This window comes from Mesorhizobium sp. M1322, assembly GCF_040318085.1.
Classification (GTDB): domain Bacteria; phylum Pseudomonadota; class Alphaproteobacteria; order Rhizobiales; family Rhizobiaceae; genus Mesorhizobium.
On sequence record NZ_JAMYLP010000010.1, the window covers coordinates 21682 to 43743 of the forward strand.

Here is a 22062-nt window from a genome sequence, read left to right on the forward strand (position 1 = left end):
GATGTTCATCCTGCGCTTCCTCTGGGCGGTCCTGACATCGCGCTGGCTGTGGACGCTGATCGGCATTACGCTGCTTTCTCTGGTCATCTGGGTGTTCGGGCCGATCGTCAGGGTCGGTGCTTACGAACCCTTCGCCTCGGAAAATGTGCGCATCGTCATCATTGCGCTGCTGGTCATCTTCTGGCTGATCTGGCTGATCGTCGCGCAGCGCCGGGCGATCCGAGCCAACCGCATGTTCGTCGCCGAAATCGCTGCGCCAGCGGTGGAGAAACCGCCGAGCCCCGGCGAAGAGAACGTCGCCGCCGTCGGCGCCAAGTTCGCCGAGGTGATGGCCGAACTGAAGCGCCGCAAACTGGGCGGACGCAAGTTCCTGCGCGAGATGCCCTGGTACGTGATCGTCGGGCCGCCGGCCACCGGCAAGACCACTGCTTTGCGCCAGTCCGGCCTGAACTTTCCCATCGATCTCACCGACGACCTGCAGGGAGTTGGCGGCACGCGCAACTGCGACTGGTTTTTCTCTGAGAACGCGGTTCTGATCGACACTGCGGGCCGCTATGTGCAGCAGGAGAGCCAGCCAGACGTCGATGCGGCGGAATGGCTGGGCTTCCTCGACCTCTTGAAAAAGCACCGCGGCCGCCGGGCGCTGAACGGCGTGATCGTCGCGCTTTCGATCGATGCGCTTTCAGAGGGCGACGAAGCCATCAAGGCTCACGGCCGCAAGATCCGCCGTCGGCTGGCAGAGCTCAACGACCGGCTCGAAATCCGCCTTCCGGTCTATCTGATGCTGACCAAGGCCGATCTGATCAGGGGTTTCGAGGCTTTCTTCGGAGGCTTGTCGACAGCCTCGCGCGAGCAGGTGTGGGGGACGACCTTCGCGCTCGATGCGCGTGTCGACGCAAAGACCATAGAGCGGGAAATCGCCACCCTTGCGACGGAACTCGAGCGGCGGCTGGTGCCACGCTTGGAGGACGAGGACAAACTCGCCGCCCGCGCCGAGATTTTCAGATTTCCCGCCCAGCTCACGAGCCTGTCCGAGCCGATCCAGATGCTGATCGAGGCGATGTTTGGCGAAAGCCGGTACGAAGAAGCCGCCTGGCTGCGCGGCCTCTATCTGACGTCAGCGACCCAGGAAGGGGCGCCCATCGACCGGCTGACCGCGGCGCTGTCGTCATCCTTCGGTCTTCCGCCGCGACGGGCGATGCCGGCGCCGCGCGTGGAAAAACGCAGCTTTTTCCTGAAGAATCTGCTGACCGAGGTCATCTTCAGGGAAGCAGGCCTGGGAACCTTCGACCCGCTGGCGCAGCGCCGCCGCGCCTGGATCTGGCGTGGCGCCGCGGCAGCCTGTGCCGCCGCCGCCCTGTTGGCCGGTGCGATGTTCACCTGGTCCTACTATGACAACCGCAATGCGATCGCAGCGCAGGCGAGCCAGTTCGAAGCGCTGCAGGCGCCATTGACCGCGGCAGCCGCGAGCCCGGCATCGGTGGAGCAGCCCGCCATCGACAGCGCGCTCAATGCGATGGCCGAAGTCGCAAATGCCCGAACGGCACCGCCGAGCAGTGCCCAGGATCTGCTGGGGCCATCGGCATCGGCGGAGCTGCTGCGGGCGCAGGCCGACACTTACGACCACGCTCTGCGCAACGTCCTCGAGCCGCACATGGTCGCTCTGCTCGAGGCGACCATGTGGCGGCAGATCCGCGACCCGGATTTCATGCTGGGGGCGCTGAAGACCTATCGCATGATGACGGGCCTGTCGCAGATGGACGCCGATTTCGTCCAGAACTGGTGGGTCAATGATTTGCCGGAATTCGCACCGGCGGCGCCCTTTCCGACCGCCGACGCGGAAGAGCACCAGCTTGCCGCGATCCGCCGCATGGCGGTCGACGACAGCTACATCGCCGCGGATCAGGCGCTCGTTGCCGAGGCGCTGAAAACAGTTTGCACGATTTCGCTGCCGGCGCGTGCGTACAGACAGCTGCTGGCCGACCCGGCGGTGGCCGGGCTCAAGGAATGGATCCCTGCGAATTTCGCCGGTCCCAACGGCGCCAAGGTTTTTGCACGGCGTTCCGACAAGACGCTGCGCGTCGGCATTTCAGGTGCGTTCACCTATTCCGGCTTCCACGATGCCATTCTCGACCGGGTCGAGGATGTCGCCGCCCAGGCCGCACTCGATCGCGCGGTCTTTGCCGGAGGCTGTTCGGAAAATTCCGAAACCTCCGTCTCGGCGCTGTCGGAGGATATTCTAAAACTCTATTACGAAGACTACATCGCACAATGGGACAGCATCCTGCGCGATATCAGGCTCGCGCCATTGGCCGACCTGAATGTCGCCAGTGAGAACCTCAAGGACCTTTCGAGTGCCGACTCCGCGCTGAAGCGCCTGCTTACGGCGGTTGTTCAGGAGACCGAGCTTACCCGGTCGGATGAAGCGCCGGCCGATAACAAGGCAGCAGCCAAGGGCGGCTCGAAACTGCTCAGCAAACTCGGCAAGCTTGGCAAGCTGGCCAAGACAGGGGCAAAACTGCTGCCACGCGCAGGATCCGCCAACGAGGTGGACCTTACCGGCAGTCTGGTGGCCGAACACTTCAAGCCGCTCAAGGGCGCAATCGCCGAGGTCGACGGCCAGCCGCCGGCACTCGACGCCGCAGTGGTGGCTCTGACGGCACTTTCGAACGTGCTGCAGACGGTCACGGCCAATCCTGACCCCCAGGACGCCATCAAGAAACAGGGCGGCCTCGCCGAACTGACGGGAGCGGTCGCCAGGCAAGCGCAGATCCTGCCCGATCCGGTCGACGACTGGCTCGGCGGCATCGCCGGCGACACCAGCGGCCTGACCCAGAAGGCGGTCACCTCGGAGCTTAATGCCATCTGGCGCGCCGACATCCTGCCGTTCTGCCAGGCGGCGCTGAACGACCGGTATCCGTTCAGCCCCGAAAGCGCCGTGGATGTCAATGTCCGCGATTTTGCCCGCCTGTTCGGACCGGCCGGGATGATCGACGCCTTCATCAACGATCATCTGATCAGCTATGTCGACACCGCCACCCAGCCATGGAAATGGCGCGCCGATTTTGGGCTCGACCCGGCGGCTCTGGCGGCGTTCGAACAGGCCAGGCGGATCCGCGACGATCTCTTTCCAGGCGGTACCGGCCCGGTGATGAGCTTCACGCTCGAACCGAAGGACCTGTCTCCCAACGTCACGCGCGTGACGCTCAACCTCGATGGCCAGAATCTCGTCTATTACAACAACGCGACGCGGCCGCAACCGATGACCTGGCCCGGCAAGGACGGCACCGGCGTCATCTCGCTCGCCTTCCAGCCGATCGACGGCTCGCCCGAAATCATGCTCAACGAGACCGGCAGCTGGGCCTGGCTGAGGCTGCTGCGCAGCGGCCGCTTCACCGGCACCTCGCTGTCCGACGTCTACAGCCTGCGACTGGGCACGCAAGGCATGTACGCCGATTTCGAGCTTAAGGCGGCAAGCGTCGAGAACCCTTACAACCTGCAGATGTTCAAGAAGTTCTCATGTCCGCCGCAGATATGAGCACCGGCTTCTTTGGCAAGATCCCGGCGACGGGCGACTTTGTCGCCTGGAACCTGCCGCGGACTTTCATCGACCGCTGGGACCGGTGGATGTCGATGGAATTGCGCGACCGACCCGATGAGCACGGGGACCTCGACGACCGAGTCTGGCGCTTCGTCGTCCAGGGAGCAATTTTTGGCGAACAACCCTGCGCCGGGGCCTGGCGCATGAGCCAAGACCGTGTTGGCCGGCGTTACCCGTTAGTGGTGGCGGCGCTGGGTGCGACGCCTGATGCAACCGACCCCTGGTTTGAGTGCATAGCGCTGATCGCCAAGCTGACCGTCGAGCAGTATTGGGACCAGGAGCGTATCGCCGCCACCCTGCAGGCTCTCGATCCGCCCACCTCATTCTCCACGGGCAAACGTATCGCATTTTGGACCGATGATTGGGAAGTCCAGGAATTCGCCTTCGCCGACATCCATGACCTTGCGGACAATGCGCTACCGGCCATGCGGGCGGCGCGTGCCATGTCCCGGGGATTCTGATCATGGCACTCAGCGTCTACGCGGAAAAAATGGGCTTCTTCCACAAGGGCAGCAACGGCCAAGGTATCGCGCCGATCGACGTCTGTCTTTCGCCGCCATCCCCACCTGCAGGCCCGGTTCCGGTGCCATACGTCAATATGCTGTCGTCATCCGACCTGACCAAGGGCACCAAGAGCGTCAAGATCGATGGCGAGCCGACGGCTATCGAGAATGCATCGGAAATCTCGACCAGTACCGGCGACGAGCCCGCCACACAGGGCCTCGGCGCAGGGGTCATCACCCACAAGATAAAGGGGAAGGGCGTTTTCAAGCTGTGGTCTTTCACCGTAAAGGCGGAAGGCAAAGGCGTCGACCGTCATGGCGACATGATGGATCAGAATACCGCCAGCGATCCACCGCCCAATTGCGTCAATGTCGCCGCATTCAACGCATTCCTCGCGTATCTGATGGACAACTACATCCTGGGTCCATGTCCAGATGACCCGAAATTTGAGCGGACCGAAAAGCGAACGGCTGCCCAGCGCGACAAGGTGAACGGCCATGAATGTTGGCAGTGCAAACAGGACACTGGAACGAGCAACACCACTTGGAAAGCATCAGAACCGGGAAAGGTAGAGCCGACCGGGCCCGACAAACCGCTGAAAGACAAGCCGTACATGACCCATGACCATCAGCCGCCGCAGGTCCTGGCATGGCATATGGGTGGTTGCCACATGGGGCTGGAGAATTTTCAGAAGCACTTCGACACTCCTGAGTCTGTCATGCCCCACTGCAATAAATGCTCGAATAGCCAAGGCTCGAGGGCCCGCAAATACGCGAAGAACTTTAATGGTAGCGCAACAGCGCTGTGAGGGACGCCACATGGCCGACATTGCCGAGATCCGTGACCGCTACATCGAAGAACTTCGCCGGGTGCTGCCCACGTTGCAGGCGTGGTGGGACAAGATGGAAGCTGATGAAGGCGAAGTGGTATGGAAGCGTTGGCCGACCGGCCTGGCCGGGCACCCCCGGGTGCTGGCGATCTTCCGCAAATACTATCTCGAGATTGATGCCATGAATCGCGAACAATCCATGCCGGAAGAAGAGCCAGCCCAGAAATGGGGCATCGATAGCATGGGTGAGGAAATGGTCTTCATGCGTCCAGCCAATGTCCTTCTCTTCGATCTTCCGTCATTCGCGCCTGATCTCGCCGACGTCACGGAAGGCATCTGCTTTCTGCCCATCGCGCTCGATGAGAAAAACGAGGTGGTCTGATGGCTCCGCTGATCACGCTTTACAGTAACGATCTCGGCACGCGCCGCCTGCTGACGCAGCCGCGTTATGTCGCACCGGCTGGGGACATTCGGGTGGCCCGTGGGCGCGACGAAGCAAGCGCCACGTATCAGGCCTTGTTCGGCGCGTATCTGACGGACCTCAGACACGCCTTCGACATCGCGACGTCATGGTGGGCAGGCATCATCGCCTCAGAGGAAGAGCGTCACGGCAGCCGCGAAAGGGCGCTGGAAGAAGCCTTCAACGATCGCGTCGCTGGGGCGGCCTCCAATCCGCACGTCGTCTGGGTCGTGCGTCGCTACTGGCTGAAATGCGTGACGGTGAACGTCACGGCCGGAGAAGCTGAGGGGGTCGCGGCTGAGACCTTCTTGCTGCAATGGCTGATCGACGCTGGCGAGACTGAGCTGGCAAAGCTGATCGCCTGCATGCCCTATTGGCCGATCGGTCAGGACGAGAACGGAGCCTGGTGCTGATCCATGACGTTCGCTGTCTGGATCGAGAATCGCACGCCGTTCGTTGCCGGTACCTTTGTCCAAACGAATTCCGATGGCAACGAGGTGTTCCTCGCCGTTTTCTCGGCTAGCTTCGCTATGCCAGAAGATACCACGCAGTTTCAGCCGGCCGCGGAGCAACTGCCGGTAAGCTTCGGCGACGTGCCGTTCGGCGATCCTGCCTGCTCGTCAACCCGGTATGAAGGGGAGATCGCGTGGACCAAGCCGGGGATCGACGTTATCTTGAACGCCCAAGCACATGCGCCGCGCGAGGGCCGCGTCCAGGAAATGCAGGTCGGGTTGAAGCTCGCCAGCATCCGCAAGGTGCTCAACGTGACCGGCGATCGCCTCTACGATGCGGGGGGCTATAGCCAGCCCCATCCTTTCGCCAAGATGCCGATCATATACGAGCGCGCTTTTGGGGGTACCGACGATAACGGCAAGGCCGATCCGCGTAATCCGCTCGGCGTCGGTTTCCATCATGCCCGCTCCGCGGACAAAGCAGTGAAGACGCATGCACCCAACGTCACCTATGCGAGTGAGCCGTTCCTTAGCCCATCCGATCAGCCAAGGCCGGCCGGGTTTGGGGTGATCGGCCGCGGCTGGCATCCAAGGCTGCCGTTAGCAGGCACTTACGATCAGGCTTGGATCGACAATCAGTGGCCTCTTCCGCCAAGGGATTTCGATCCGCGCCACAATCTCTGCGCGCCCGCCGATCAGCAGTTGCAGCAGCTGAACGAAGGCGAGGAGGTCAGCGTCATCGGCATGACGCCGGATGGCCGCTGGAACTTCCGCATGCCGCGTGTCATGGCTCCGATCCGCCTTCTTTACGACGACCGTGCGGAGGATCGCCCCTTCCGCATCGACACGGTTATCATCGAGCCGGATTTGCGCCGCGTCACGCTCAAGTCGCGCTTGTCCATGGTCACCAGGCGCAACACGCCCGCGCTCAGGGAGATCGTCTTCGGCCATGTGACGCCGGCCTTTCTCCTCGCGCGGCGCAAGCGCAAGGTCTATCTGAACCCGCGCGGCGGCAGCGGCGCCATCGCAGAGAGGGCGACATGGCTGGCCTGAGGGTGCCCATCTACGTGATAGGCGGCGGTGCCGTGACGCCTGCGGGCCTGAATGCACGCCAAACACTGGCGGCGATCCGCGCCAGCCTCTCCGCTTACGAGCAGCACATCCTTGCCGACCCCTTCGGCCAGATACAGACCGTCTCCCGTATCCCGTCGCATTATTCGCTACGCCACACGCAGAATATCTGGCTCACCAGCATGGCCGCGCGTGCGGTTGGCGAGGCGCTGGAGAAAGGCGGCGTCGCGGCCGGCGTTAGTGCACTGCTGTTGGTAGCGCCGGAGGCCTTTCGCAAGCACCCGGCTTTCGCTGAGACCCCAGCCGCCGAGTTTCTCACCGGCCTGCAGGCCAGGCTCGGTGAGAGCTTCCATCCCACCTCGCGGATTGTCGGCGGGGGTGCGGCAGCCTGTATCGGGTTGCTGGATCAGGCGGCGGACCTCCTCGCAACACAGGAAGTCGAACAAGTGCTGCTGGGCGGCGTCGACAGCCTGGTGAATGACAAGGACATCGCTCGCCTCAGTGCGGCCAACCGCCTGAAGGCGGAGGATAATGCGCAAGGTCTTGTGCCGGGCGAAGGCGCTGCCGTCGTCTGCCTGCGCCGCGCGCCAAGCCGCAACTTGCCGGCGCAATGCGCCATTCACGGCGTCGGCGTTGCGTTGGAGGAAAACTCGGTGTTGTCGGAAAACTACAGCCAGGGCACGGCATTGCTCGCTGCCTGCCGTGCCGCGATCGACGGCAAGGGCCCGACTGAGTCTGATATCAATTTCATTGTCAGCAACGACAATGGCGAGCGCTATAGCGCCTGGGAGGCGCTGATCGGCCGCTCCCGCTTTTACCGGACGCGCCGCGAGACCCTTCCAATGGCCTATCCGGCGATGACGGTGGGCGAAATCGGCGCCGGTGCCGGCGCGCTCACACTGCTCATTGCCGCCGACAGCTTCGCCAAGGGCTATGCCCCTGGCCGTGTCGCCATGTGCGAAGCCGCATCGGAAGCCGGCATGCGCGCCGCCGCGCTTGTCAGCGCGCGGTCGTCATCGCCTAGTTAGTCGCGTCTCCCGGTGTCGTGGATAGGTCTTCACATCCACGCCGGGATCGGGCGTGACCGCCGCCAGTTGGCCAGCGCGATCTCCGGGTTGACAAGCGCATCCTTCATGGCGTCCAGTTTCAGCCGCCGCATCGACTGGAAATTGTCGAACCTCGCCGGGCCTCTCCCATTGTCCCACCAAGCTTGGGCCTGCGAAGCGGAGGGCAGCGGCGTCGCCTCTATGGTCTCGAACTCCGGCCCGAGCTTGGCCGGATCCGTGACGAACACGTCGGTGTCGTTAAAGTCAATCTCGATCAGGTCGCGCAACGCGAGCCCCGCCGCATAAGCGAGTTCTGGCGACTGCATCCTCTCGATCAGCCAGGGCATGATCGCCATGTCGCCCAGCAGTCCGCTCGCCGCGACTGCCGTCTCCCGCGTTGCTGCGGAAGCTACGATTTGCTGCCACCATGACCGCGCCGCAATCGACGGTGTGGTGAGCAGCCGGATTTCCATGACGGCTCCCGCGAGCTCCGGGTTGCCGACCAGCATCTTGTCGAGCACGGGATGCGCCAGCCGCGCCTCGCTCAGCAGGCAGGCCGCTACCGCCGCCTCCAGGCGCTCCTCCGCGCTGTGTGCCTCCAGGCATGCCGCAACTTCGGCGATCACGTCGCGTCGGCGCCGCGCACCCGCAAGCCTCAGCGCCCTGCGGCGCACTTCGGCATCTCGGTCGGTCAGCAACTCCGTGAGCCTAGGCCCGGGATTGACTCCATGGTGATGCAGCGCACCGATCCCCAAGGCACGCTCCATTGCGACTGCCGAATCCAGCCAGCGCGCAACGAACGGCTTCAACCTGTCCGGCGAGCTGCGCGCAACCGCGCCGGACAGCGCAGACAGCCCGGGCTTCCCAAGTGGCCCCGCGCTCTCAAGGGCAAACTTGATGGCGGGCGCGGATTGCCATTCGAACGCCAGAGCCCCCAGCAGAAACAGTTCGGGCGGCTCCTGGTAGTCGGCAAAGCGTGCCGTCGCGAGGTCCCACCCCGCCTGGCCGGCCGCGAACAGTCCGTCGAGGTTGGCGTCGAGCCGCTGGTCGATGCGGCCGATGTCGAAGGCGCCCATCACGGGGCCATCGATCTCCCGCGCACGACGGTGCCACAGGAATGCAGCGTCCTCGACATGCTGCTCTATAATCGCCGGGATTGTCGCAATCCGCTGCATGGACTTCTCAGTTGAGGTGAACAGCCGCACCCCGAACACGGTTCACTCCGCTTGCCTGGCTGTTCAACTGGCTGCCGCGGATCGAGATGCGGCCGTTCTTCTCCAGAATGATGGAAGCCAGGCCGCACCGCAGCTCGATGCGCTCATTGGCGTTCAGCGTCACCGTTTCCCCGTCGCGAACCACCTGCACTTGTTCGCGCGTGTGTGTTGGATCCACAATGCGTCCGACGACGAGGGGGCGACCCGGGGCGCCCCCTTCGAAGAGCAGCGCCACTTCCGCGCCGACGGCAGAGGAGTCGAGGCTCGCGAGGCTGCGGGCCCTGAGTGCCGTCTCGCCGGGATTGCCGACGAACACCACGAGCGGCGCGCCATCCTCGAAGCCGATCAACAGCCCGATGACGACCCCGTCGATGCGTTCGACCGATTCGTCGCGTCCAGTCACTTCAGTTATTAAAGACATTACTACCCTTGATCTTGACGTCGCCGTCAGCTTTGACTTGGACATCGCTGCTGCCTTGGATGCGGATATTCTTGCCCTTGATGGAAATCGTGCCATCCTTTTTCATGTTGATCGAGGCGTCGCCGCATTTCAGCGTGATCTCGTCGCCGGCATCGATCATCAGCTTCTTGCCGACCTTGATCGAACTGCCTTCGGCAATCTGGATTCCGCTGCCCTTGCCGACTTTGAGCGCGTGCCCGCCTCCGACATCGGTTGCGTCGTCAGCGCCGATTTTTGCTGACCTGCCTTTGCCGATCTGCGACGACTGCGCGCCGCCGATGGCGAAACTCTGGTCCGCGCCGATCTTCACGCTCTGGGCGGCGGCGATAGTCCAGTTGTCCGCAGCTCCGATTGTGTGAGTCTGTCCGGCCCCCACCGTCATCGACCTCGATGCGCCGATCTGATTGGTTTGGACGGCTCCAACGCTTCGGGTTTCGGCAGCGCCAACACTGTCGACCCGAGCCGCGCCAACGGTCACCGTCTGGACGAGCGCGACGGTCTGTGTGTGATTGGCGCCGATCGTCTCCGTCGAGTTCGCCCCAATACCGATCGTCTCGTTCGATCCGACGGTCAGCGAACGGTTCACGCCCACCGTCTCGGTATCGTTCTTGCCGATATCCGTTGTCTGGTCGACGCCGACCTTCACCGTCTTGTTGTTGCCGACGTCCTCGTCGAGGTTGTGGCCGACGGAGTGCTTGGCGTCGTGGTCGATGCGGTCGGACTGGTCGTGTTGCACCAGCTTGGTGCGGTCGTTCTTGATCAGAAGGTTATGATCCTTCTGCGCCTGGAAATTGACCAGTTCGGAGCCGGCCTTGTCCTCGAACATCAGCTCGTTGTAGCCGCCGCCACCTTTCGATGAGTCGGATTTCCAGCCGGATTGCGTGGCGCTGCCCGGCAGCCCGTAGGGTGGCATCTGGGAGGCGTTATAGACCCTGCCGGTGATGATCGGCAGGTCCGGGTCGCCTTCGATGAAGTCGACGATGACTTCCTGACCGATGCGCGGTATCTGGATGAAACCCCAGCCGCTGCCGGCCCATGTTTGCGACACGCGCACGAAGCAGGAGCTGTTCTGGTCCTTCTTGCCCAGACGGTCCCAGTGGAACTGGACCTTCACCCGTGCATACTTGTCGGTGAATATTTCTTCGCCGGATGGCCCGACCACCGTCGCCGTCTGCGGACCGCGCATGATCGGCCGTGTCGTGACCCGCGGCGGGCGATAGGCCAAGGCGGTCGGCGCCACGCCGAGGATCGCCTTGAAGTTCTCGCTTTCGACGTCGGCATGGGCTCTGTAGCCGGGATCGAACAGCCTGTATTCGGCGCTGACCACCAGATATTCCTGGTTCTGGTCTTCGCGCGGGAAGCCGTCCAGCTTGAACGTACAGCCCGAATACAGGCCACGCACGGTGCCGACTGCAGCGATGCGCTGATGCACGGCCTGGATTTCCTCGCGCCGTATCGCGGCCAGGCTGTCGCCGCGGCCGACGTCGAGATGCGCACCGGGCTGGCGGTAATTCTCGCCCGCCGCCAGCTTGTGACTGAACGGCTGGGCGGATTTGGCCATCAGGTCGGCGCCCGGCTTCTCGAAATCATAGTCGGTATGGACATAGGCGCCCGGCCGCACCGAACTGCCCGGAATCCATTCGGTGATGTATTCGACATCGCGCCGGGAGCCCTGCCCTTCAAAGTGATAAGGCACCTTCTCATAGCCCGGCGCCGGCTTGAGCTTGCTCATGGCATCGGCCAGCACAAGCGTGTGCTTGCCCTCGTCGTGCTCGAAGAAATACAGGATGCCTTCGTGCTCGAGCAGCCGCTGCACGAAATCGAGGTCGGTCTCGTCATACTGGACGCAGTATTCGCGCGGCGGATAAGACCCTTGCAGGCGCTTCTCGAACTTTGCCGTGCTGTATTTCGAGAAAACCTCCTCGACGATTTCGATGACGTTCATGTTCTGGAAAATGCGGCAGTCGGTGGTATTGCCGAGAAACCAGAGCCATGGCCTGATGACGGCTTCGTAATAAGCCAGACGGTCCTCGATCCGGGTCAGCCGGAACTCGGACACAAGACCGCTGAACCAGCGTTTCGGATCGGATTCACCTTCGACCGAAACAGCACCGCCCAGCATCTTCAGCGGATCGATGTCGGGGCTGCTGCTCACGAACCCGACCGTATAGGCCAAACAACGACTGATCTCATCGCGCCCGATAAGATGCGTGAAGGTCAACAGGTCAGCGCCAACCGGCGTCTGCACAACCGTAGCACGTTCGTTCGGCATGGGTCGCGCCCCCTCCCGCCGCTCGTTTCTGCTTAAGCCTAGCACATGTCTTCCAGCGACCAAAGAGGACCGCTTGCTGACTGCAGCGTGGTCACGTTCAGATTCATCAACTTGGACGCTTCTGTGCCGCGCGCTCACAAATTGCTGGTATAATGGGGTGTCCTGGGTGAGTTTCCCGGCAGGCGATCGACGGCGATTTTGAATGTTCATCAGGCTGCAGATCAACAATGTCGTCTCCCTGCCTGCCGGTATGTCGACCGACTATTCCGCTCGTGACCGCAGCTTCGAAATCGGCCGCGAGGCCTGTGACTGGACCTTGCCCGACCCCGACAAGTTCATCTCCGGCCGACACTGCGAAGTTCGTTACGAGGCAGGCTCGTTCTGGCTGCACGATATCTCGCGGAACGGAACTTTCATCAACGGATCGACCCAGCGCATGGCCGGCCCTCACCGGCTCGGCCAAGGCGACCGGTTGCTGATCGGCCGTTATGTGGTCTTCGTTTCGATTGATGACGAGCGCGCCACGGCAGGGCATCCTCGAGGCAGCCATGGTTCGACGCAGCGACAAATGCCTGTCGCAACAGGCCGGCCGCTGGACTTCGGAGACCAGCCCTTCTTCGATCCGGTTGAGCAACGGCCCGGGCAGAGGGCATTGGCGTCGACGCCTTCGCCGCCCGCGCCTCTCCCTTCTGCGAGAGACGAGGTGCTTCGGGAAATCGCGATCGGAGCCGGCATCTCGCCGGAATTGCTTCAATCGCGTGATCCGCATGAAGTTGCTGCCGAAATCGGCGCGGTGCTTCGAACGGTTGTCGAGGAACTGGCCTTGCTGCTGAAGGCACGTGCGGCTGCGAAAATACTGGCCAAGAGCACACACCGGACGATGATAAGCGCCGCTGATAACAACCCCTTGAAGTTCGTCCCGGGGACCGATGACATCCTCGAAATCATGTTCGCACGTCGCAGAGCCGGCTACCTTGATGCCAGGCACAGTGTCGAAGACGCATTCCGCGATCTCAAGACGCACGAATTTGCCACCTATGCAGCCATGCAAGCTGCGCTCTCGCGGCTGCTTGACGATCTGTCGCCTGAGGCGATCGGCAAAAAACTCCCACCCACGTCATTCACTTCGAAGAAGAGCCTGGCTTGGGATGCCTTTGTCGCCAAATGGCGGACCATGGAGGAAACCCACGAAAACGGAATGCTGGACATATTCCTGGCCTATTTCAGCGAGGCTTATGCCAAAGCCGATAAGCAAAAATAAGCCGGGGAGATTGAACCTGTCGTTGGCGAAGAAAAATCCTTTCGCAGCGCTACATCTGGTTCCAATCGACCGTTTCTAAGCTTACGATCACTTACGACAGTTCGCCAGCGGGTAAGGCTGATTGACCTGGGGGTCTGCGGCACATGTCATGTTACGGCGGGATAGAAAGATATAGCCGACCTTACGCCAGATACTGCCCTCGCCAGCAGCGCTTGCACTTCCTGCGCCTGACCAGGCATCGTTTTGCCCTCCGGTGGCGCAAACGCAGCAACCGCGCCTGGACGGACGTTTGGCGATGAGCTCGAAGGACGATCCTTTCGGCCCAGCGGGCAAGACCGTCATTCGCACGCCGCGCCGCACTGAAAAATCAGCGCCGGCCCCTCACAGACCTGTTCCCAACGACGGGCAGCCCGGTCGCCCGCGGGTCAAGGATTCAACGGTTTTCGATCCCGGTCGGCATGCACCGCCGGGCTGGACATCCGGAACCGTGATCTATCAGGGTGCAGATCCCGGTGCAGCGGCGGCAACCGGCCCCTTTGCGGCGACGCCGGGCATTGAGCAGGAAACCCTGCTGAATGCCACGGACGGCGTCAGATATTCCGCAGCAAATCAGATCCTCGCTGCGGCCGCTCCTTTGCTGATGCTGTTTGGCCAGCTCAGGCTTATGCCTGTCGAAAGACAGGCGGAACAACTGGCGGAGCATGTCGCCGAGGCGATCGAAAAATTCGACCGGACAATGGAGAAAGCCGGTGTTCCCGAAGAAGATGCACGGATCGCAAAATTTGTTCTCTGCGAAACCGCTGACGACCTCATCGGTAACTTGCCTTGGCCCCAGACAGACACCTGGGCACAGCACAGCATGCTGTCACAGTTCTTTCACGTCGTGCCCACCGGCTCTGGTTTTTACGAAGCGCTGAACAAGATACTGGCCGCGCCGGAGGCACACTATGATTTGCTTGAACTGATGCATGCCTGCCTGTCGCTGGGGTTCGAAGGCCAGTATCGAGGCCTTGCCCGCGAGGACAATAATCTCGAACGCGTTCGACGCGACGTCTACGAGGCGCTTCGTTACTTCAGGGCGCGCGCCGACGACGACATCTCGCCGCACTGGCAAAGCCTAGCGGTGTCAAGCGCACAGTCGTCGGCCCGGTTGCCGCTCTGGGTGATTGCGGCGGCTGCGTCGGCGCTGCTGACGGCGGCATTCTTCGCCTTGCGGGTGTTCATTACCAATGAGGGCGATGCCCTTGCCGGCAGGCTGCTGGCGCTCGATCCGTCGACGCCGATCGCCATCGAACGCGTCACCGTGGTACCGTCGGCTGCGCCGGTGAAGGTCGCTCCGCCTGTCGCCCCTACCCGCTCCCAGATCGATCGCATCCATGCCGCACTGGCCAAGACTATCGCGCGCGGCGGGCTGACCGTCGGCACGCAGGGCAGGTTCATCATCGTGGAGATCAACAACGTCCTGTTGTTCCCGTCCGGCAGGGCCGAGATAAAGCCGGAGTTTGGACCGATCGCCGCGGACATCGCCGCCGCGCTGGAACCGGAGCCTGGACCGATCATGATCGTCGGCCATACGGACAATGTGAAGCCGCGAAAATCGAGCGCGTTCAAATCTAACTTCGACCTTTCAGTCGCCCGGGCGAAGGCTGTCGAAGCGATGATGGCGCCGCGGTTCAGCAAGCCTTCCCGGATCACGGTCGATGGCAAGGGCGAAGACGAACCAATCGCCGACAATGCGACGCCGGAAGGCCGCGCCAGAAATCGCCGTGTCGATGTGATGATTCCCAAGGAGGAGACATTGTGAGCACGGCCATTTGGAAACGCCTATGACGCGTTGGCTGCTGCGGATATTCAGCGCGGTCGCGTTGGCCGGTTTCGCGGCAGCCGTCTGGTTTGCCGGACCATTGATCCGCTTTGCCGATACCCGCCCGCTGGCACCCGTCTGGCTGCGCGTGACGATCATCGGCGTGATCGTTGCGATCGTGACGCTCTTCTATGGACTACGTTTCTGGCAAAAGCGAAAGGCACAAAAAGCGCTCGAGACGATAGTCGCCCGCAACGACGACAGGGATGACGACTCGCAGGTACTCGAGGCACGTATGAGTGAAGCCATCGCTGCGCTCAAGCGGTCGAGCGGCAAGCGCAATTTCCTCTACGAGGTGCCCTGGTACGTCGTCATCGGCCCACCCGGTGCCGGCAAAACAACGGCGTTGGTCAATTCCGGTCTGAATTTTCCGCTTGCTGGTTCAGGGGACGCCCAGCCGGTCGCTGGCATTGGCGGCACGCGATCTTGCGACTGGTGGTTCACCGACCAGGCGGTGCTGATCGACACCGCCGGGCGCTACACGACGCAGGATGCCAACGCGCAGAGCGACAGGAAGAGCTGGCTCGCCTTCTTGTCGCTGCTTAAGAGATACCGCACCAGGCAACCGATAAACGGGATTATTCTGGCCATCAGCCTTGCCGATCTCATCAGCCTCGATGAGCAGCAGCTTGACCTCCATGTCGTTGAAATACGCAGCCGTCTGCGTGAAATCCACGAAACACTGAAAATCCAGTTCCCGGTGTATCTGCTCTTCACCAAGGCCGACCTTGTCGCCGGATTCATGGATTATTTTGGCGGTTTCGACGAGCCGCGCCGCCGCAAAGTATGGGGCGCGACTTTCCAGACCGCCGATCGCAGCAAGAACATGGTCGGTGAGGCACCGGCCGAATTCGACACATTGGCAAAACGCCTGGCGGAGGAGATGGCCGACCGCCTGCAGGAAGAGACCGATCCGGTCGCACGTATATCCATCTTTGGCTTTCCAGCCCAGTTTGGCGCGCTGAAGGGGCGTATTGCCAGTTTCATCGCCAGCATATTCGATCCGGCCCGCAGCCAGGTGAACGTCAGCTTGCGTGGACTCTATTTTTCGTCAGGCACGCAGGAGGGTACGCCGATCGACCAGGTGCTGGGCGCAATCGGTCGCAGTTTCGGCAGCGCTTCTCGCGCCCATCTTTCCGGCACTGGCAAAAGCTTCTTTTTGCATGATCTTCTGACCGACGTCATTTTCGCGGAATCCGGGTGGGTTTCATATGACAAATCGGCTGAAAGGCGTGCAGCGATCGCCAGATATGGTGGCCTTGGCGCAATAGCGTTGATCGCTGCCGCGGCTCTGGGCACCTTGGCCCTGAGCTTTACGGCCAACAGGTCGCTGATCGCTTCTACGACGCAAGCTCTAAGCCGCTATCGCGAGACGGCGGACCCGCTACTCAAAACGCCGACGGTCGCCGACGTCGACCTCGAAAACGTCATTGGCCCGCTCGACCAGTTGCGCGAGCTGCCGGCCGGGTTCGACACCAGTGACTTGCCGACACCGATCGAGGCGACGTTCGGCCTCAGTCAGCGGGAAAGACTTCTTTCGGCATCAAAAACAGCTTACCGGCAAGCGCTGGAGCGCATGTTCCGCTCGCGCCTGCTGCTTCAGGCCGAACGGACGATCCAGGCCAAGATGGCTGATCCCGCCGCGCTCTACGAACCGCTGAAGATCTATCTGATGCTTGGCGGCAAGGCGCCGAAGGTCGACGACGAGTTGATCGTTTCCTGGATGAGGCAGGATTGGGAGCAGAACCGGTATCCGGGCGAAAACAACCGCGAGGGACGGGCGCAACTCGAAAAGCATCTGCGGGCCATGCTTGCGTTGGACGACGTCTATGATCCGGTTTTCGAACTCAACCAGCCACTTGTCGAAGCCGCTCAACGCTCGCTCGGACGCATGAGCCTTGCCGACCGTGCCTCCGCCTTGGTCAAGTCGGCGGTATATACGGCTGCGCTGGACGATTTTTCCGTCTCCGTGAAAGGCGGCCCAGAAGCGCAGCTGTTGTTCGAGCGTGTCGATGGTGGCGATCTGTCAGGCCTTCGCGTTCCCGGTATCTACACCTATAGCGGCTTCAACAACTTCTATCTCGGACAACTCTCGCGCATTGCGCAGATGCTTGTCGATGACCATTGGGTCCTCGGCGGCGGCGGCGAGCAAGGTGGCATCGACCAGGAGTTGCTTAAGCTCGGTCCCGAACTTGTCGAGCGCTATGGGAGGGAGTTCGCCGCGGCGTGGAACGGCGTTCTCGACAAGCTGAAGTTCAAAGCGATGCTGAAGGACGAGCCGCACTATATCGCGCTGTCCGCCGCCGCGTCACCAACCTCGCCAATCGACCAGCTTTTTACGGCGATCGCCGACGAAACAGCTCTGACGCGAGAAGCTGGTTCCGGCAAAAACTTCGGCTCCGAGGCCGAAGCCGAGATGCTTCAAAACCAGCCGCAGAACGCTGCAGATGTCGCCAGGGGATTGGCCCGCATCGGCATTCAAATCGCCAGCGGCAAATCGCAAAGCCGGGCCGGTACAGGATCCGCTAGCGCGCCAAACCAGAATCCTGGGGCGAACATCGAAGCGCAATTCAGATCATTCCAGGCTTTGGTGAACGGTGCCGCCGGACGCCGCCCAATCGATGCGTTGACCCAGAATTTCCGCGACATCTATCAAAGCCTGAAATTGGCGGCCGACGTCCCTTCGCAAACGGAACGCGTCAACATGAATCTGCAGCTGCAGATATCCACCCTTCGCGCCAATGTCTCGCGTCTGCCCAAGCAACTCGCCCGAATGGTCACCGCGACCGCCGACGAGCTTGACGGCAACGTCGCAGAAACCTCGCTAACGAATTTGAACCAGATGCTCGACCAGACGGTCACGCGCATCTGCGAGGAGATGGTCGAGGGCCGTTATCCTTTCGCCAGCGATGGCGTGGAGGACATTGCGATGGCGGATTTCGCCAAACTGTTCGCTCCAGGCGGACTGATGGACCGGTTCTTCGCACAGAATCTCGCATCGCTGATCGACATGACCGGCCAGGACTGGAGTTGGAAACAGGATGCGCGTTTTGGGCGCGACCTGTCGAAGTCGACGTTGAAAAACTTCCAGCTGGCCGCGGAAATCCGCAACGCTTTCTTTCCTTCAGGTGGTTCGGTGCCGTCGGTCAGCGTCACCTTTACGCCGTTTTCACTGCATGGCGATGCCGATACGGCGGAACTCGACGTCGATGGCCAGATTATCCAAAGCAACCAGGCGGGCAACGCGCCAAGCACGGTGACCTGGCCGAGCGGCATGGCTTCCGCGTCCGCGAGCCTGAGCCTCATTCCGGAAATGCCGGGCCGTGAGTCCGCGATCAAGTTCGACGGTCCGTGGGCACTGAAGCGCCTGCTGGACAAGGCTGATATCACCAGCACCGGCGGCAACACGGAAGCCCGCTTCGTGATCGGCGGACGCGATGTCGCCTATACGATCCAGACCAGTTCGGAGCCCAATCCTCTCTTTCTTCCTGCGCTTTCCAGGTTCAGCTGTCCAAAGGCGTTTTAAGATGACCGTTGAGCTTTTGAATACGGCGACACTGTCCATCGGCAACAAAGGCGCGGACGTTGATTTCGATACTTTAATATTCGAGCCTGTGGCAAACTGGCGCGAGCGAGCGCCTGACGGTTTCGCAAAGGACGCTTGAGAAGCGCTTGGTGGCAAAGTGAACAATGTCGCCCTTCCCTTTGAAAGCTTCGGCGTTAGCCACAGAGGCTGTGTCCGTGAGCTCAATGAAGACAGCTATCTGGTCGAGCCGGAAACCGGCCTGTGGGTGGTGGCCGACGGAATGGGCGGACATGATGCCGGGGAAGTCGCTTCGGCCAGTATCGTCGATCATCTGGCAACGATTGGCATTGCAAGCTCTGCACCGGATCTTCGCGCCCGCTTCGAGGACAGGCTGAGCCGCGCCAACGCCGAAATCCGCAGGATATCGGAATCCCGCGGAGTAACCATTGGCTCCACTGTCGCCGCCCTGCTGGCGATGGATGGGCGGTATGCCTGCCTGTGGGCGGGCGACAGTCGCGTCTATCTGATCCGCAACGCCTCGATCGCCCAAATTTCGAAGGACCATACCGAAGTTCAGGAACTTCTCGACAAGGGCATGATCAGCGCAGCCGAAGCGCTCACCTGGCCGCGCCGCAACGTTATCACGCATGCGGTCGGTGTCAGCGACGAGGTCGTCATTGACTTCCAGCAAGGCGAAATCATGCCGGGCGACATATTCGTGTTGAGCACCGACGGGCTAACAGCGCATGTCACAGATGCCGAGATCGAGGCGGCGGCGGTGTCGGCGACGCCTCAGGCGGCATGCGAAAACCTGCTACAAACGGTGCTGGCCCGCGGGGGAACAGACAATGTCACGATCGTGCTCGTGAAGATCGGAGACGGGCGCAATGGGGCCCGTCTTGATCCTGCCAGAGCGGAAGGTTGAGGCTGATGAGTGCCGACGACAAAACGCGAATATCGCCTAACGTAGCCAACACAGCCGTAGGCACGCAACTCAGCGGCATCTATGAACTAGACGAGCGGATCGCATTCGGTGGCATGGGCGAAGTCTATCGTGGCCACAACATCCAGACTGGCGATCAAGTCGCGATCAAGATTGTTTTGCCCGAGTTCGCCCGCGATCAGACGATCCTGTCGCTGTTCCGCAAGGAAGCGTCGATCCTCAATCACCTGTCGCACGACGCGGTCGTGCGGTATCACGTCTTCACGATCGATCCCGGCATCGGTCGCCCCTATCTTGCCATGGAATTCGTCGACGGCCAGTCGCTGTTCGATATCATGCGACGTGGCCCGATGCCGGCGGAAGAGGTGCGCAAGCTCTGCCATCGCCTGGCTTCCGGCCTGAGCGCCGTGCACCAGGCGGGCGCAATACACCGCGACCTCTCTCCGGATAACATCATCCTGCCAGGAGGCCAGGTCGAACGCGCAAAGATCGTCGATTTTGGCATCGCGCGGTCGGCGACCGTCGGCGGAGAGACGCTGATCGGCGGAAAGTTCGCGGGAAAGTACAACTACGTTTCTCCCGAACAACTCGGGCTGTACAGCGGCGACGTCAGCGAGCAATCCGACATCTACAGCCTGGGGTTGGTGCTGGCCGCTGCTCTGCGCGGGAAACCGATCGACATGGGCGGCTCCCAGTTCGAGATCGTGGAAAAACGCCGAGCCGTTCCGGACCTGTCCGACATCGACGCCGATTTTCGTGGAATTGTTGAAGCCATGCTGCAGCCGGATCCACAAGACCGGCCGATCAGCATGGCGGACATCGCCAGGGTAACACGTGACGATACGGACGAGGAGACGACGCCGCCAACGTCGATCACACCGCGCGACCGGACGGGTTTGCCGCGAACCCGGGCAACCCTCGCGGCCGGCCCCAAGCTTCCAAGTCAGCCTCCGGCGGCTCCCGGTGAACAGCGCTTCGTTCCGCATGTCCGGCCGGCGCTTCTGTCCGAACCAAGGTCTTCGCCAGTTGCCGGGCCTCGAGCGGTCTTGCCAAAGGTTCCTGGAAAGTCCGCCAAGACCCGATCCATCGCGATCGCTGCCGTGGCGACATTAGCTGTCGCGTCCGGTGCAGGCATTTATCTGGGCGGCTTGATGACGCCTTCCACGCCGACCGCCGGCGATCCATCGTTTCTGTCGCCAAAAGGATCAAAACCGGCCCCGACGGACAGCGCCCCAAATTCGCCGGGCGATGAGCCGGCAAAGGCAGTTCCACCTGAGCAGTCACAAACAGACGCCACTGCTCCGCCAGCTGAAAGTCAGGCAGGTACCGCGGCGGATCAAAAGTTGGAGCCGACACGGCCCGCCGAAGTCCTTTCGCCAACCGAGCAAACCCCCGAGCCGGCGGCATCCGAAGAAGCCCCGGAGCCGGCGGCATCCGAGGCTCCAGCTGAAAATCAGGCAGATGCCGCGGCGCAAAAGTTGGAGCCGGCACGGCCTGCAGAAGTCCTTTCGCCAACCGAGGAAACCCCGGAGCCGTCGATAGCCGAGGTGCAGTCGCCAGCTGAAAATCGGGCAGATGCCGCGGCGGATCAAAGGGTGGAGCCGATGCAGCCCGCCGAAGTCCTCTCGCCAACCGAGGAAACCCCGGAGCCGGTTCCGCCGCGTGTCCAGGTCGCGCCGGTGCCGCCGGCCGACAAAGTCTCGCCGCCCCCGGCGGTCGAGCCCGACGTGATGGAGAGGCCCGAGCAGCCGGCCGGCCAGCAGGCCACCCAGGTGCCCGAACCCGGTGCAGGCCAGACGGATGACGCGAGCTCAAAGGGGCAGCAGGACGAACCGGCGGCAGGCAAACAGCCGGACGGACCCACCATCACCTTGAACGTGCCGAAACCGGAACTAGAACTAGCGCCGAAAAATGCCCCCGACTACGCTGCGCAACGGGTCTCCTGGGTGCGCGACTTCAACGGCGGCGACTGTTTCTATGCGACGTTGACGTCGGCAACCGAGACCGCCGTCTCAATCGAAGGATTGGGCACAGAGGTCCAGCCGTTCGAACGAATGCTGTCCGATTTTCAGGCTAGGTTCCATGTCGAACCGGACATCAGCGTCCGCCTGATCGAACCGGCTCAATGCGAAGTCACCAACTTTCTGCGCTTTCTGGACCAGATGCCGGCTGACAAGCCGCAGCTTGCTCTCGATCGAACGACGGTGCAGAGCGGTTCGCCGATCGGCGGCACGCTGGTGACGCATGGCGGCCTCATTTCCAGCGTGCTGCTGATCGACCACAGGGGCATGGCATTCAGCCTCGACAATCGTATCTTGGCGCAAGCCGACAAGGCCACCTTCAACATTCCGATCGATCTCGGCGCAGCCGACGCCGGTAAGGTCGTGCCGCAGATCATAATGGTCATCACGGGTCCACAGGATATACAGGCTGCGGCGTTCTCCGCGCCGACACCAGCCGCGCTGCTGTTGCCCAAGATTCTCGAAGAGATCGATGCCAACCGATCTGAGTTCTCCGCGACGGCAAAGTACTTCCGGCTCGGCGGATAGCATGGACGCC

16 protein-coding genes are annotated in these 22062 nt (G+C 62.0%); 13 read left to right on the plus strand and 3 right to left on the minus strand.

Features of this window, described 5'->3' with window-relative positions; genetic code table 11:
- Position 1: 1 nt before the first annotated feature.
- From tssM (NKH12_RS06115) to NKH12_RS06145, 7 genes are read left to right on the plus strand one after another with little or no spacing between them, the layout of a single operon-like run.
- On the plus strand, positions 2-3538 hold the full coding sequence (tssM, locus tag NKH12_RS06115) for a type VI secretion system membrane subunit TssM (protein ID WP_352952304.1): 3537 nt from the start codon (positions 2-4) through the stop codon (positions 3536-3538).
- Positions 3520-4062 (plus strand): type VI secretion system-associated protein TagF, encoded by a 543-nt coding sequence (gene tagF, locus NKH12_RS06120; RefSeq protein ID WP_352952305.1) that lies wholly within the window; start codon positions 3520-3522, stop codon positions 4060-4062. Before tssM (NKH12_RS06115) ends, tagF begins: the two co-directional genes overlap by 19 nt.
- A 2-nt stretch (positions 4063-4064) precedes the next feature.
- The gene (locus tag NKH12_RS06125; RefSeq protein WP_352952306.1) at positions 4065-4913 is read left to right on the plus strand and encodes a DUF4150 domain-containing protein; all 849 of its coding nucleotides are present in this window, start codon (positions 4065-4067) and stop codon (positions 4911-4913) included.
- A 10-nt stretch (positions 4914-4923) separates the two neighbouring features.
- Positions 4924-5316 (plus strand): hypothetical protein, encoded by a 393-nt coding sequence (locus NKH12_RS06130; protein WP_352952307.1) that lies wholly within the window; start codon positions 4924-4926, stop codon positions 5314-5316.
- Positions 5316-5807, plus strand: a complete 492-nt coding sequence (locus NKH12_RS06135) for a hypothetical protein (protein ID WP_352952308.1) — start codon at positions 5316-5318, stop codon at positions 5805-5807. Before NKH12_RS06130 ends, NKH12_RS06135 begins: the two co-directional genes overlap by 1 nt.
- A gap of 3 nt (positions 5808-5810) precedes the next feature.
- A complete protein-coding gene (locus NKH12_RS06140) occupies positions 5811-6899 on the plus strand; it encodes a DUF2169 family type VI secretion system accessory protein (RefSeq protein ID WP_352952309.1) in 1089 nt (362 codons plus the stop codon).
- Positions 6887-7945: a beta-ketoacyl synthase N-terminal-like domain-containing protein gene (locus NKH12_RS06145; RefSeq protein ID WP_352952310.1), complete on the plus strand. Its 1059-nt coding sequence runs from the start codon at positions 6887-6889 to the stop codon at positions 7943-7945. Before NKH12_RS06140 ends, NKH12_RS06145 begins: the two co-directional genes overlap by 13 nt.
- Positions 7946-7974: 29 nt before the next feature.
- On the opposite strand, the gene NKH12_RS06150 is transcribed toward NKH12_RS06145, so the two are convergent.
- From NKH12_RS06150 to NKH12_RS06160, 3 genes are read right to left on the minus strand one after another with little or no spacing between them, the layout of a single operon-like run.
- Complete coding sequence (locus NKH12_RS06150; protein ID WP_352952311.1) at positions 7975-9168, minus strand: hypothetical protein; 1194 nt, start codon at positions 9166-9168, stop codon at positions 7975-7977.
- Positions 9146-9580: a DUF6484 domain-containing protein gene (locus tag NKH12_RS06155; protein WP_352952312.1), complete on the minus strand. Its 435-nt coding sequence runs from the start codon at positions 9578-9580 to the stop codon at positions 9146-9148. Before NKH12_RS06155 ends, NKH12_RS06150 begins: the two co-directional genes overlap by 23 nt.
- Before the next feature lies 1 nt (position 9581).
- Positions 9582-11909 carry a type VI secretion system Vgr family protein gene (locus NKH12_RS06160; protein ID WP_352952313.1) on the minus strand — a complete coding sequence of 776 codons (2328 nt, stop codon included), beginning with the start codon at positions 11907-11909 and terminating at the stop codon, positions 9582-9584.
- A 202-nt stretch (positions 11910-12111) separates the two neighbouring features.
- On the opposite strand from NKH12_RS06160, the gene tagH reads away from it, so the two are divergent.
- From tagH to NKH12_RS06190, 6 genes are all read left to right on the plus strand, one after another.
- Positions 12112-13170, plus strand: coding sequence for a type VI secretion system-associated FHA domain protein TagH (gene tagH, locus NKH12_RS06165; protein ID WP_352952314.1), 1059 nt, complete (start codon positions 12112-12114; stop codon positions 13168-13170).
- Between the two features lie 295 nt (positions 13171-13465).
- A complete protein-coding gene (tssL, locus tag NKH12_RS06170; RefSeq protein WP_352952315.1) occupies positions 13466-14974 on the plus strand; it encodes a type VI secretion system protein TssL, long form in 1509 nt (502 codons plus the stop codon).
- A 22-nt stretch (positions 14975-14996) separates the two neighbouring features.
- Positions 14997-18560: a type VI secretion system membrane subunit TssM gene (tssM, locus tag NKH12_RS06175; protein ID WP_352952316.1), complete on the plus strand. Its 3564-nt coding sequence runs from the start codon at positions 14997-14999 to the stop codon at positions 18558-18560.
- A 1-nt stretch (position 18561) separates the two neighbouring features.
- Complete coding sequence (locus NKH12_RS06180) at positions 18562-18699, plus strand: hypothetical protein (RefSeq protein WP_352952317.1); 138 nt, start codon at positions 18562-18564, stop codon at positions 18697-18699.
- A gap of 18 nt (positions 18700-18717) precedes the next feature.
- Positions 18718-19485: a PP2C family protein-serine/threonine phosphatase gene (locus NKH12_RS06185; protein ID WP_352952318.1), complete on the plus strand. Its 768-nt coding sequence runs from the start codon at positions 18718-18720 to the stop codon at positions 19483-19485.
- A gap of 5 nt (positions 19486-19490) precedes the next feature.
- Positions 19491-22052 carry a serine/threonine-protein kinase gene (locus NKH12_RS06190; protein WP_352952319.1) on the plus strand — a complete coding sequence of 854 codons (2562 nt, stop codon included), beginning with the start codon at positions 19491-19493 and terminating at the stop codon, positions 22050-22052.
- The last annotated feature ends 10 nt before the right edge of the window (positions 22053-22062 follow it).